This window comes from Streptomyces flaveus, assembly GCF_014647675.1.
GTDB lineage: Bacteria > Actinomycetota > Actinomycetes > Streptomycetales > Streptomycetaceae > Streptomyces > Streptomyces flaveus.
Genome location: NZ_BMPQ01000011.1, coordinates 123160 through 135469 on the forward strand (window position 1 = coordinate 123160; position 12310 = coordinate 135469).

Genomic DNA, 12310 nt, shown 5'->3' on the forward strand with positions numbered 1-12310 from the left:
GCTCCTCTGCTCCTCTGGATGTCAGTTCGCCAGCCCCCAGCGCGGTGCCTCCTCGTTCGGCTCGACGGGGGCGATCCGCAGGTCCGGACGGTCACCCTTGGCGGTGATGAGCGCCGACTCGCCCTTGCGCAGGGGTACTTGGATCGCGCCGTCCCCCGCCGGCTCGTATCGCAGCGGGCGTCCCCGGCCGTCCCGTACGTCGATCGCGCCCGCAATGCCGTGCCGTACGACGCAGGGGGCGCCCGCCTCGCTGACCAGCCGGACCCAGCGGGTCGCCCCGTCCTCGCGTACCGCGCTGAGCAGGAACGCGCCCTGCGTACGGAAGTTGTGGACCGTCAGGTCCGCCCATGCCGCGGGAAGCGCGGGGAATACACGGATGATGCCGCCCCAGGACTGGCAGACCATGTCGTGCAGGGACTGGGCGGCCGACAGAGGGGTCTCGATGACCGGGCCGGTCTCCTTGTACATGGTGTTGGGCTGGATGAAACGGGACATGAGCTGGCCGAGGTATGTGAGCGCGTCCTCGCCCTTGCCGAGCAGGGCCGATATCGAGGCCGCGCCCGTGAACGTATAGCCCTGGAGGGCTCCCTCGAAGCCGACCCAGTGGGCCAACGACCTCTCGATCAGGGCCTCTTCGTCCGGCGTACGGCCCGTCAACTCGTACAGCGGATACACCGCCAGCAGATGCGAGTAGTGGCGGTGCGACTTCGCGAAGGGGATGTCCGCGCCGATCATGAAGCCGTTCTCGTCGGTCGGATACGCCGCCCGTCTGGCCAGCACCTCGCGCCAGCGCGGCGCCAACTCGTCGTCGATGCGGAGGAGTTCGGCCGACTCCAGCAACGTACGACAGCCCCATGTCAGCAGCATGAGGTCGTAGTTGCAGTCCCGTGAGTTGCCGCCGTACTCCGGTGAGAAGGTGGCCGGCAGATGCAACTTGCCGTCCGCGCCCGGCTCCAGGAAGTGCAGATAGTAGTTGATGGCCTTGCGGAGGAGGGGGAAGAGGACGTCGCGGAGGATCGACTCGTCCATGGTGTGGCGGTAGCTGAGCCAGACGTTGTGCAGGGCCCAGGTGAGGTTGCCGATCTCGGGGGTCGGCGGGTCCTGGCCCGGGATGCCGACGCCGTAGCCCAGTACGGGGTTCGTGGCGCCGCCGTTGACGAGCGAGGCGTCGGTGGTGCGCGGGATGCCGAGGGAGTCGGCGCGGTACGCGGGCGCCATCTCGGCGGTGAGGTTGTCGCGGAACTCGCTCAACGTCCTTGTCACCGCGTCGAGTTCGAGATGGTTGGAGCCGTGGATCAGCCAGTACTCCAACTGCACGTTCAGGTTCCACCAGGTCGCCGGCCACGGAGTGGACTCGACCCAGGGGCCGCACGTGGCCATCACAGGCGCGTCGCGGCGGGCCGCGGACGCCGTCTTGTAGAGCTGGATCCAGTAGAAACGCTGGATGCGCGCGTCGGGCAGCGAGAGAAAACCCTTCCGGTAGAAGGCCCGCCACCAGGCACGATGCGCCACTGCCAGGAGGTCGTACGAGAGGAGTGAGGCGTTGCGGACGGCGGCTGTCGCCCGCCCGAGCGCCGTCGACTTCGGGTACGAATGTGCGACATGCGCGTACAGCGTCCGCGTACGGCCCCGGGTGCGCTCCCGCCACGCGGTGACATGCTGACCGCCGGACAGCAGCGGTTGTACGGCGGTGGAGATGCCGTCGTGTTCCCCGGTCTCGGCGGGCGGGTTGGCCGCGTACCCCTCCGGCAGTGGCCGGAACGCGGCGCGTGGGCTGATCGCCTCCGCCGGGTGGAAGACCCAATTGAAGTCGCGCTCGCCCTCGCTCGGCGTCACCTCTATGGCCAATATGGAGCGGGAGTTGTGCACCAGGGCGCGGATCGTGAGCGTGCCCTTGTCGGTGATGAGTGTGCCGGTCAGCTCGGCGTCGCGCAGGCCGAGGCGCCAGTCCAGGCCGGTGATCGTGCCCACCGGTTCCAGGGTGAAGTGGCCGATCGGCAGCCGCGCGAGCCCGAAGAGCGAGCCGAACTCCGGGCGGTGGTCCTGGACTTCGGAGTGCTGCACATTGAAGCGGACGGCCTCGGCCTCCCTGCCCGGTTCGGCGTAGATGCCGGATCCCAGGAAGCCGTTGCCCAGGAACGGGCCCTCGTACCAGGTCTTCGGCATCCGCTGCCAGACCAGGTCGGCGTCGTCGAGGACGGTACGCCAGGGGTCGGAGGAGTGGTGCGGGTCGGCTCCGGAGGTCGCTGTGCCGGAAGCCGCCGTGGCCGCCGTGGCGGGTGCGGGCAGGCCGCCCGCGAGCAGTGTCCCGCCGAGCGCGGAGCCGGTGGCGAGCACGGTACGTCTGGACGGGCGGCTGGAACGACGGCTGGACGGGCTGGGCATGGCGCCTCCTGGCGGCTCGCACGACACAGGGATGCGAGAGATTCATGGATTCATCGGAGCTATCCCAGTGCGCAAGTTAGAGATGACGCGTGAGGTCGTCAATAAGTCGGGAGAGATCCGATGTGTTAGCCGCTGTGTTGGAGGCGGTGTGTCAGGGGCGCTCAGTCCTCGCGCTCCCGGGCCACCCAGCCCCGCTCGTACGCATGCCAGCCGAGCTGGAGCCGCGTGGTCACGCCCGTCAGTTCCATGAGGCGTTTCACCCGGCGCTGTACGGTCCGCAGGCCCAGGTCGAGTTGCTTGGCGACGCTTGCGTCGGTCAGACCGGCGAGGAGCAGGGAGAGGATCTCCAGGTCGGCGGTGTCGGGTCCGTCCGGCTCCTGCTCGGTGAGCGTGCCGGCCGCGCCGAGGCGCAGCGGGAGCGCGTCCCGCCACACCGACTCGAACAACGCCGACAGCGAGGCGAGCAGCCCGCTCGCGTGCACCACGAGTGCGGCGGGTTCGAGGACGATCGAGGCCAACGGCACCATGGCGAGCGTCCGGTCGGCGATCACGAGCTGGGTCGGCACCTTGTCCACGACCCGTATTCGTTCGTCGCGGCCGAGCGCCTCGGACAGTTCGGACAGTTCGGCGATGCCGGTGGGCCGGTGCAGCACGGCGCGCTCGGCGACCACGCGGTAGCGGGTGGCCTTCTCCTTCGCGTCGTTCCCGGCCCCGGTGACGAAGGACGCGTCGGCGGTGGCCAGCACGCACACCTCCTCGCGTGCACCGAGCCGGAGTTGCAGCAGCCGCTGCGAGACCGATGCCGCGCCCGTCACCACCTCGACCAGGTCGTGCCCGGCGGGCTCGGCGGCCTGCGTGCGGTACTCCTCGGCGAGCCGCGCCGCCGCCAGCTCCGCCTTCTCCAGCTCCTGACGCCGCTGGGTGAGCAGCGCGCCGAGGGCGACCCCGGGCGGCGCCGCCACCCAACGCCCCGGCCGGGCCGAGGACTTGGCCGCGAGACCGTGCCGCTCCAGCCGGCGCAGCGCCCGCTCCGTGTCGTACTCGCCGAGCGTGAGCCGCCGCGCGAGGTCCGGCACGTCGGCGGCGCCCACGGACACCAGCGCCCGGTACGCCGACTCGTGCGTCTCGTCCAGACCGATCGCTCCCAGCATCCGGCGACGCCCCTCCTCGATGACCGGCCGTGGCGGAAAACAGCCACGGCGTAAACCTGCCGCCGCACATATTCTCGTACCACCAGCCTCTCTACCATGCTTGCGTCACTGTGGCGTCAACTGCCGTACGGCATCCGCGCCATGGGCCGGTTTTTCCGGATGCACCGTTTTCATCCGGCCCGACCAGTGGACAATTGGGGGCATGAGCCAGCAGGGGGAGACGCCCACCGGTCAAGACGACGACTGGTGGCGGCAGTTGTACGACGACTCCGCCGAGGACACGGGACCAGCGGCCGCGGCCGACTCCCTCGACGACCGGTTCGCCTCGGCGGCGGGAACGGTCGGAGCTGTTCCGCGACAGGGTCCGTCCGGCGGGGGCGCCCCCGCGAAACCGCCGGCCGCGAAACCGCCGGCCTCGGGGCCGCCGTCCGCGACGCCGCAGCCCTCGGTGCCGCCGGACGCCGACGCGTTGCGGCGCAGCGGGCTCCAGCGGCAGCGGGCGCCCTGGGAGACGCCGCCTCCTGAACCGCCGGGACCGGCCTCCTTTCCGCCGGGTCCCAAGCCTTCGGGATTCCGTACGGAGGTGTCCGGCGGCGATACGTCCACGGAGACGCCGGGGGCGGCGCCGGTCGCTTCCGCTTCCGCCTCCGCTGCGGTCGAGCGGGCCGATGCCCCGGCGGATGCCCCGTACGACCAGGGGGCTGAGCTGCTGGCCGACGGTCCCGCCACATTGATCGACGCCCCTTCAGGCACCCCGTCCGAGGGCACCCCATCCGACGACATTCCGTCCGACGCCCCGTCAGCGACCTTCACGGACACGCCGTACGCCCCTCACACCCCCGCCCGACCCGCCGTCGACCACGTAGGCTCCGGCCCGCCCACCTACGACCCCGAACCCACCGCCCTGCCGCCCGCGGACCCCGACGATCTCGACGACCTGGTCGCCGACACCGTGCTGGACGGGGCGCACTACGGGACCTCCACGCTGCGGGCCGCTTCCGTGCGCGGGGACTCCGCGCGGTACCGGGGCGAACCGCGGCGGGACTCGTTGCTGACCGCGCGGTTCGGGACGGGGGAGCAGGCGCTGGTACTGGTCGCCATGGCGACCGGAGCGCGGGCCACTCCCGGTGCGCATCGGGCCGCCGCCGAGGTCTGCCAGTGGATCGGGCGGGCCGTGGGTCGCAGCCACGCGCGGCTGGTCGAGGACATCAGGGCGGCCCGGCGCGGCGACCTCAAGTCCGGGCTGCACCGGCTCACCGACCGCAGCCTGGGCAAACTCCGGGCCACGGCCGCCGAGCAGGGCATCGACCCGGAGGAGTACACGGCGAGCCTGCGCTGCCTGCTGCTTCCCGCCGACCCCGAGTGCCGTACGCGCGTCTTCTTCGGCGTCGGAGAGGGCGGTCTGTTCCGGCTGCGTGACGGTGAGTTCCAGGACATCGAGCCACGGGTCGCCGAGACCACCGGCGAGGCCGTGGTCGGCTTCGGCTCGCCGCCCTCCGAGACCCCCGAGGGCGACCGGCTCACCATGGACCTCGGCATCACGACACCCCCGAGCCCCTACGAACCCGCCCCCCGACCGCCCCGCCCGCCCTTCCGCTTCCGCGCCTCCGTCGCCCGCCCGGGCGATGCGCTGCTCCTGTGCACAGGCGGCCTGGCCGAACCGCTCCGCGGCGAACCCGAACTCGCCCACCACCTGACGGACCGCTGGACGGACACCGAGCCACCGGGCCTGGCGGCCTTCCTCGCCGACATCCAGGTGAGGGTCAAGGGATACGCCGACGACCGCACGGCTGCGGCGGTCTGGGAGGAGTGACGCCTCCGCGTGGAGTGAACTGAGGGTGGCCGACTTCCGCCGGAATGTCCCCTTCGGTACGGGGAACTCGTGGCCGTATCGCAGGTAGTTGACCATTCGACATGACTGGCGCACTCCGTGCCGGGCATGCATTCCGTGAACGTGTTCGAGCCGGAGGGGGCGACAACGACGTGCGGGCGGGGGTCATGAAGAGGCAGGTACGAGGAGGCGGTCCCGTGGTATCCGGGGCCTTCTCGGCGAAGACGGTGAAGACGGCGGAGGAACCGGCGGACGGCGCGACGGGTCGGCAGGACGGTTCGCAGCTCAGGCGCAGGCTGCGGCGGGCCGATCTGCGGGCCGTGCCCGAAGTGCGCAGAGCGCTGCGGGAGTTGCTCTCCCGCTGGGGAAGGCCCGGAAGGTCCGAGATAGCGGAACTGCTGACCAGCGAACTCGTCACCAACGCCCTCGTCCACACCGACAGCGACGCGGTGCTCACGGCCACCGTCGGCCCGCGCGGACTCCGGGTGGAGGTAAGGGACTTCCTGGGCCGCAAGCCGAGTCTGCGGTCGGCGAACGCCGACGAGAGTACGCATGGCCGGGGCCTGGTGCTCGTGCAGTCACTCGCGGACGAGTGGGGTGTACGGCCGCACGACGTGGGCAAGTCGGTGTGGTTCGAACTGAACGGCGGCGCGGCCTAGTTGAGCAGGCCACGCCGCCGTACGAAGTAAGGCCACGAGGTGGGGGAGACCTTAAAGGGAGATCAGTCCTCAGCCGAACTGCTGCTCCAGGTCCTTGAGCTTGCGCTCCAGGGAGTCCAGCCGAGGCAGAGCCATCGTGTCGTCCTCGGCCGTGAGGTCGACGGTGACCGGCTCGGTGCCGCTTCTAGCGGGGGCGAGGGAGGGACGGGCGGCGCGCATGGGCAGTGGTTCCGGCGTCGATATGGCAGGCTCCGCGGTCACCTGGGCAGGGGCCGCGGCGGCCTGCACGGCCTGTACCTCGACCTGCCTGCCGCCGCGCCCGATCAGTCCGCGGTGGCCACGGGTGAGCGCCTTGATACGGGCCCGGTCCAGCCGCTCCTGGTCGCGCCGGCGCTGTCGGTTCGTCTCCTTCTGCCGCTTGTCCTCGCGTACTTCCTCGACGGCCTCGTCCAGGCTGCGCACACCTTCGAGGAGCATCAGCGACCATGCGCTGTAGGTCTCACGGGGAGCGCGCAGCCAGCGGACGATCCGGATCTGCGGCAGCGGGCGGGGCACCAGGCCCTGCTCGCGCAGCGCCGCCCGGCGGGTCTGCTTCAGCGCCCGGTCGAACAGCACCGCGGCCGACAGCGACATGCCCGCGAAGAAGTGCGGGGCGCCCGCATGGTCGATGCCCCGGGGGGCGTGCACCCAGTTGAACCAGGCGGCAGCGGCCGCGAACGTCCACACAAGTATCCGGGAACCGAGTGCGGCGTCGCCGTGGCTGGCCTCGCGTACCGCGAGCACCGAGCAGAACATCGCGGCGCCGTCCAGGCCGAACGGAACGAGGTACTGCCAGCCGCCGGAGAGATTCAGGTTCTGCTCGCCGAAGCCGACCAGTCCGTGGAAGGAGAGCGCTGCGGCGACCGCGGCGCAGCAGAACAGCAGCACATAGGAGGCGGTGCCGTAGATGGCCTCCTTGCGCCGGCGTCGCTCTTCGCTGCGTTCCCAGGAGTCGTCCGCTTCTGCTGCTTTCTCCCCGGCGCGCTTGCCTCGCGCGAGCACCGCAACCGCCGCCAGCATGCCCAGGAGCAGTACGGCGCCCGGAAGCAGCCAGTTAAGCGATATGTCGGTCAGTCTCATCTGGGGTCCCTTGCATTGGGATAGGGCGTAACGCCCGCCATATTGGCCCAATCCCGTCGGCCCTCAGAGGGTTTCGGCGCAAGAGGCCGCCAAGGGAGTGCAAGGGGATGCGCAGGGCGACGTTCTGCTCGAACTTTCGAGCGAGGGACGAGGGTTGAGTGCGAATGAGACTACCCGTATCGGTGGTTCCACGGATAGTTCCTGCGGCAAGTGAGGAAGTTGTGAATCGCCTGTAACCCGCGGGGTGGTTTTCAGCCTTCGGTGGCTCTCGACCGGCCGTGGCGGCAGCCGAATTGCCGCCGCCCAGGCACCGTGCGGGCCGTCAGCCGGCCGCTGCCGCCGTCAGCTTCTCGATGCGGAGCTCATCGCTGTTGCGGGGGCAGTTGGCGCAGGTGTCCTCGGGGGCCAGGGTGTAGAAGAAGCAGCAGCTGGCCCGGTCGCGGGTGGACAGCGACTCGCCGCACGGGCCGGTCAGTTCGCGGAACGCGGGGGTGCCGACGTACGGGCGGGTCGTGCCCGGGAGCAGCCGCTCCAACTCGGCCATCACGCGCGGCTCCTCGCCGAGTTGCTGACCGATGTAGTGGAGGCTCTCGACCAGGTCGTCGGTCACCGTGCCCCACAGGGCGCGGCCACGGCGGCGCATCCGGGGGCCGAAGCTGCCGAGTACCGGTTCCAGATGCTCGGCGACGGCCGCCCGTACCTCCTCGCGCAGAGACTCCTCGTCCGGTACGACGCGGGCGCCGGGCAGCGTGGCCGCCGGGTCGTCCGGCAGGCAGGCGAACTCGCCGACCCGCACCGCCATACGGCCGAGCTCGCGCTGGTAGGAGACGTTCTCCAGGGGGAAACGGGGCACGCGGCGCAGCAGGAACCACGGCAACGTGAACAGCAGGCAGGCCGGCCAGGCGTACCGGTGCAGGCCGAAGCTGGCGATGACGTCGGGGCGGGCCTGCTGTCCGTAGTCCTTGAGCGTCTGTGCCTCGTCCCACGCGAGGAACGCGTCGAGGTCTTCTCCGCCCGCCGCGAGCCCGTCGACGGTGACCCAGCCGCCGCCCTGCGGGGCCGGTTCCTCGGGGCCGAGTTCCGTGATGCCCAGGTAGGGATACGCCTTGGTCAGGCGGTCGTACGCCTCCGTGACGACTGAATGCGTCGGGCTTGCGGGGGCGCCGGGCGAGGCTGCGGCCTGGGCGGGAACGGACATATAAAGACCACCGATCACGCTCGTCTACAGGTAAGGCTTACCTTAGCCGATGTGTTCGAGGTTTGAACTGCCGCTCGCTCCGCCTATCGTGCAGGACGTACGGTCACATCACCCGCAATGACCACAAGTACCGCCAACTCCGGAGGAGGCCCCCGTGAACCAGGCCGGCCCGCGTGACGCACACGGCTCCACCGGGGGTACGGATCGTTCTGCGAGCGGCTCCGCCGGGGACACGAGGGACACGTCGGCTCAGGCGCACCCGGCGGCGGACGCCCGCCCGAGGACGGGGGCGGCCAGGGTGCCCCCGCAGCAGGGGGCGGCGGATGCGGACCGGGAGCGTGAGGGCGGTCGCCAGGACACGCCACGGGACGCTGCTGCACGCTCGGACTCCGCCCGAGGCGAGCACACCCACAGCGAGATCCCGATCCCGTCCCCCCGGGCGGCAGCCCCCCGCCCCGTCGTCCAGCGGTCCTCCGTCCGAGGGCAGATACTCGACGCCCTCCGCGTCGCCCTCATGGGCGGAGAGCTCGCGCCCGGTGAGGTCTACTCCGCCCCCGTGCTCGGTGAGCGCTTCGGGGTCTCCGCGACTCCCGTACGCGAAGCCATGCAGCAGCTCGCGGTCGAGGGGGCCGTGGAGGTGGTGCCGAACCGGGGGTTCCGCGTTGTCGAGCGTGGGGCGCGGGAGTTGGCCGAGCTTGCCGAGATCCGGGTGCTGCTCGAAGCGCCCGTGATGCAGCGGCTGGCCCGTAGCGTGCCCGCCGAGCGCTGGGCGGAGTTGCGCCCGCTCGCCGAGGCGACGGCACGGGCCGCCTCGACCGGCTGCCGGGCCACCTACGTCGAGTCCGACCGCGCCTTCCACCGCGCCGTGCTCGCCCTCTCGGGCAACGAGCAGCTGGTACGGATCGCCGACGACCTGCACCGCCGCGCCCAGTGGCCCCTCGTCACCGGTCCCGCCTCCCGCCGCCGGGCCGCCCTGACAGCGAACGCCGCCGAACATATCGCGCTCCTCGACGCGTTGATCGGCAAGGATCTGGCGACGGCGCAGGCGCTTGTACGGGATCACTTCGCGTGCACGTGAGCGCTCCGCGCGGGGTTCGTGATTCGGCTGCAGGCCGGTGGGGGCTGGTCGCGCAGTTCCCCGCGCCCCTTAAAGGAAGGCCTGCGGCCTCCTTTAAGGGGCGCGTAGCCCGGCACCCTCACGCCGTAGCCGCCGGCGGAGCCAACCGTGGTGCCAGCCACGTCGGTACGCCCCCGAGGAGCCGGAACAGGCGCGCCGCCTCGGCTCGCAGCCGGGATGCTTCCGGCTCGATCTCGGCGTCGGCGAGGGAGGCCAGCGCGGGCGCCGTACCGACCAGGTAGCCCAGTTCCTCGCGGATCCGGAGGGATTCCGTGAAGCCGTGTCGGGCCTCCGCCAACTCCCCTTCCCTCAGGGCGAGTCCGGCGAGGTGGCGCCAGGTGAAGGAGAGCAGCAGCGCGTCGTCCTGAGCGGTCGCGCCGGCGTGGGCGCGGCGGTATGCGGCGCGGGCCGCCTGCGGGGAGTGCGCGAGGTTCTCGGCGAGGAGCCCGCGCCGGAAGTCGAGCAGGGCCCGGCCCGGAGCGCTCGGCGCGATCAGCGCCGCCGCCCGGCCGAGCGCGGCCCGCGCCTCGTCCGCCCGGTCGCGTACGCCGAGCAGCGTGGCCGCGTACGCCAGCTGCCCGCGCTCGCAGGCCGCCGCACCCCGCTCCTCGTCACTGCGTGCCAGCGCCTCCGCCGTACGCAGCGCGTCCTCGGCCTCCGCCCAGCCCTGCTCGGTGTAGAGGCACCGCTCGACGAGGAGCGAGGCTCGCTGGAGCGCCGCGCCCGCCGTGACGGGCTCGAGAAGGGCGGCTGCGTCGGCCCAGCAGGCACGCGAGCGCAGCCGCCATACCGCGGTCTGGAGTGGATCGTCTCCTGCAGCGGTTCCATAACCAGACATGGCGGGATACGCCACGTTGCCCTCCCCGAGCACACCATTGAGCTGTTGAGTGGTGGCCGCATCTCAGCATGAATCCGCGCGCCTGGCCAAGGGGGTGGGTGAAGGATTTCACAAAGTCATGGTGCAAGGAGTGGCACTTCGTGCCTCCAGATCCACATCCCTGTGACCTCAACTCATCCGCAACGCCAGAAAGAAGTCCAGCTTGTCCTCGAGCCGCGAGAGGTCGCGACTCGTCAACTGCTCGATACGTCCGACCCGGTAGCGCAACGTGTTGACGTGCAGATGCAGGCGGCCCGCGCACCGCGTCCAGGAGCCGTCGCAGTCGAGAAACGCCTCAAGCGTGGGGATCAGCTCGGCGCGATGCCGGCGGTCGTAGTCCCGTAGGGGATCAAGAAGGCGAGCCGTGAAGGCCCGGCGCACGTCGTCCGGCACGAAAGGCAGGAGCAGCACATGCGAGGCCAGCTCCTGATGCCCCGCCGCACACACCCGCCCGGGACGCGCGGCGGCGACCCGGCGTGCGTGCCGGGCCTCCTCCAGCGCGCCCCGCAGTCCCTCCGCCGAGTGCACGGCCGCGCTGACGCCGAGCGTGAGCCGCCCGTCGTCGTTCAGGCCCGCCGACAGCGGGCCGCGGACGGCCGCCAGCAGCGCGTCGGCGAGCAGCCCCGGCTCCGGCCCGTCGTGCTCGGAGGTCACGGCCGACAGAGGTACGAGTGCGATCGCCTCCTCGCCCGTATGGGCCACCGCGATCCGGTCGGAGGGCTCGGGCCCGGACGACTGGGGGTACCCCCAGCTCGAAGAGCCTGGGGGAGGGTCGACGAGGATCTCCTCCAGCAGCGACTGGGCCACAGGCCCGCCCTCGATCTCCCCGCCGTCCCACTCGACACGGGCCACCACGACCTGCCACTGCGGGGCCGCACCGAGTCCCGGCAGCAGCACGGGCGCCGCGACCCGCAGCCGCGCCGCGATCTCCGCGGGCGCGGCCCCCGCCTGCACCAGCTCCAGCACTTCCTGCGCGAGCCGACGGCGTACTGTACGCGCCGCGTCCCGCCGGTCCCGCTCCACCGCGATCAACTGCGTCACCCCGTGGAGCAGGTCGAGCCGCTCCTCCGGCCAGTCCCCGGCATCCGCCTCCACCACGAGCAGCCAGTCCGACAGCACCGTCTCGCGTACGTCGCGCGAGGCCGCCGCCCCCCGGCCGCTGCTGAGGATCGCGAACAGGGAGTACGTAGTGCCGCCCACCGACACCCGATACGGCCCGCGCCGCCCCGTGCGCACCGCCGCCAGGTGCTCGGCGGCCAGCTTCGCGCAGACCTCGGCGGGCAGCCCGGGCCCCGAGAGGTTCGCGCCCGCGATCGCCCGCCCGGCGGGGGACAGCACCCAGGCCCGCAGGTCCAGATCGGAGCCGAGCAGGTCCAGGACCACGTCCGGGCCGCCGCCCGCCGGTCCGGAGGTCATCATCCGCCGGTGCCGGTCCACCACGGCCGCCAGATCCCCGGCCCGCTCGCCCGAGACCTGCCGTACGACATGCTCGGTGATCGTCGCGAAGGCCACCGACTCGTCGACGGCGAACAGCGGCAGCCGGTGCCGGGCGCAGGCCAGCACCAGATCGTCGGGGACGTCGCCCAGCTCGGCCTCACCGGCCGCCAGGGCCGCGACCCCGGCGGCCACGAGTATCCGTACGAAAGGCTCGGAGTCCGCCGCACCGCGCCGCCATGCGAGACCCGTGAGGACCAGTTCACCGCCCGAGAGATAGCGGCTGGGGTCCCGCAGATCCGTGGTCATCACCCCGCGCACGCTGCGGTCCAGCTCGTTCTCGCCGCCGAGCAGCCTGAGGCCCAGCGCATCGGTGTCCAGCAGTGCGCGCAGCCGCATTCTCGTCGCCGCCGTTCCTTGTCTGGAAATCTCTGGTTCCCGGGGACTGCGTCCGATGTTTCCCGAGGAAAACGATGAGGTTGCCGGCGCCCCCCGTTCAGATGAATCTACAAGACGATCGCCCTGGCCAGCCGACTCCT

General features: G+C 71.4%; 9 protein-coding genes. 3 read left to right on the top strand and 6 right to left on the bottom strand.

Features of this window, described 5'->3' with window-relative positions; all coding sequences use genetic code 11:
* Nucleotides 1-21 precede the first annotated feature (21 nt).
* Both IEZ21_RS22790 and IEZ21_RS22795 read right to left on the bottom strand, forming a co-directional pair.
* The gene (locus tag IEZ21_RS22790) at nucleotides 22-2385 is read right to left on the bottom strand and encodes a glycosyl hydrolase family 95 catalytic domain-containing protein (RefSeq protein WP_189323768.1); all 2364 of its coding nucleotides are present in this window, start codon (nucleotides 2383-2385) and stop codon (nucleotides 22-24) included.
* A gap of 161 nt (nucleotides 2386-2546) precedes the next feature.
* On the bottom strand, nucleotides 2547-3536 hold the full coding sequence (locus tag IEZ21_RS22795) for a helix-turn-helix transcriptional regulator (RefSeq protein ID WP_189323769.1): 990 nt from the start codon (nucleotides 3534-3536) through the stop codon (nucleotides 2547-2549).
* A 202-nt stretch (nucleotides 3537-3738) separates the two neighbouring features.
* Between IEZ21_RS22795 and IEZ21_RS22800 the strand changes: the two genes are divergently transcribed.
* Both IEZ21_RS22800 and IEZ21_RS22805 read left to right on the top strand, forming a co-directional pair.
* Nucleotides 3739-5349 carry a protein phosphatase 2C domain-containing protein gene (locus IEZ21_RS22800; RefSeq protein WP_189323770.1) on the top strand — a complete coding sequence of 537 codons (1611 nt, stop codon included), beginning with the start codon at nucleotides 3739-3741 and terminating at the stop codon, nucleotides 5347-5349.
* 185 nt (nucleotides 5350-5534) lie between these two features.
* Nucleotides 5535-6026, top strand: coding sequence for an ATP-binding protein (locus IEZ21_RS22805; RefSeq protein ID WP_189323771.1), 492 nt, complete (start codon nucleotides 5535-5537; stop codon nucleotides 6024-6026).
* Nucleotides 6027-6095: 69 nt separating this feature from the next.
* On the opposite strand, the gene IEZ21_RS22810 is transcribed toward IEZ21_RS22805, so the two are convergent.
* Together IEZ21_RS22810 and IEZ21_RS22815 are read right to left on the bottom strand one after the other, a co-directional pair.
* Nucleotides 6096-7145, bottom strand: coding sequence for a DUF2637 domain-containing protein (locus IEZ21_RS22810; protein ID WP_189323772.1), 1050 nt, complete (start codon nucleotides 7143-7145; stop codon nucleotides 6096-6098).
* 322 nt (nucleotides 7146-7467) lie between these two features.
* Nucleotides 7468-8343 carry a (2Fe-2S)-binding protein gene (locus IEZ21_RS22815; protein ID WP_189323773.1) on the bottom strand — a complete coding sequence of 292 codons (876 nt, stop codon included), beginning with the start codon at nucleotides 8341-8343 and terminating at the stop codon, nucleotides 7468-7470.
* 154 nt (nucleotides 8344-8497) lie between these two features.
* On the opposite strand from IEZ21_RS22815, the gene IEZ21_RS22820 reads away from it, so the two are divergent.
* Complete coding sequence (locus IEZ21_RS22820; RefSeq protein WP_189323774.1) at nucleotides 8498-9421, top strand: GntR family transcriptional regulator; 924 nt, start codon at nucleotides 8498-8500, stop codon at nucleotides 9419-9421.
* Nucleotides 9422-9539: 118 nt separating this feature from the next.
* Here the strand turns inward: IEZ21_RS22820 and IEZ21_RS22825 are convergent, their stop codons facing one another.
* Together IEZ21_RS22825 and IEZ21_RS22830 are read right to left on the bottom strand one after the other, a co-directional pair.
* Nucleotides 9540-10313 carry a hypothetical protein gene (locus IEZ21_RS22825; RefSeq protein WP_189323775.1) on the bottom strand — a complete coding sequence of 258 codons (774 nt, stop codon included), beginning with the start codon at nucleotides 10311-10313 and terminating at the stop codon, nucleotides 9540-9542.
* 153 nt (nucleotides 10314-10466) lie between these two features.
* Nucleotides 10467-12170 (bottom strand): PucR family transcriptional regulator, encoded by a 1704-nt coding sequence (locus tag IEZ21_RS22830; protein WP_189323776.1) that lies wholly within the window; start codon nucleotides 12168-12170, stop codon nucleotides 10467-10469.
* Between the last annotated feature and the right edge of the window lie 140 nt (nucleotides 12171-12310).

Excerpts from the sequence above, each read along its gene's own strand:
- IEZ21_RS22815 (WP_189323773.1), bottom strand. The coding sequence starts at position 8,343 with ATGTCCGTTCCCGCCCAGGCCGCAGCCTCGCCCGGCGCCCCCGCAAGC.
- IEZ21_RS22810 (WP_189323772.1), bottom strand. The coding sequence starts at position 7,145 with ATGAGACTGACCGACATATCGCTTAACTGGCTGCTTCCGGGCGCCGTA.
- IEZ21_RS22800 (WP_189323770.1), top strand. The coding sequence starts at position 3,739 with ATGAGCCAGCAGGGGGAGACGCCCACCGGTCAAGACGACGACTGGTGG.
- IEZ21_RS22830 (WP_189323776.1), bottom strand. The coding sequence starts at position 12,170 with ATGCGGCTGCGCGCACTGCTGGACACCGATGCGCTGGGCCTCAGGCTG.
- IEZ21_RS22805 (WP_189323771.1), top strand. The coding sequence starts at position 5,535 with ATGAAGAGGCAGGTACGAGGAGGCGGTCCCGTGGTATCCGGGGCCTTC.
- IEZ21_RS22790 (WP_189323768.1), bottom strand. The coding sequence starts at position 2,385 with ATGCCCAGCCCGTCCAGCCGTCGTTCCAGCCGCCCGTCCAGACGTACC.
- IEZ21_RS22795 (WP_189323769.1), bottom strand. The coding sequence starts at position 3,536 with ATGCTGGGAGCGATCGGTCTGGACGAGACGCACGAGTCGGCGTACCGG.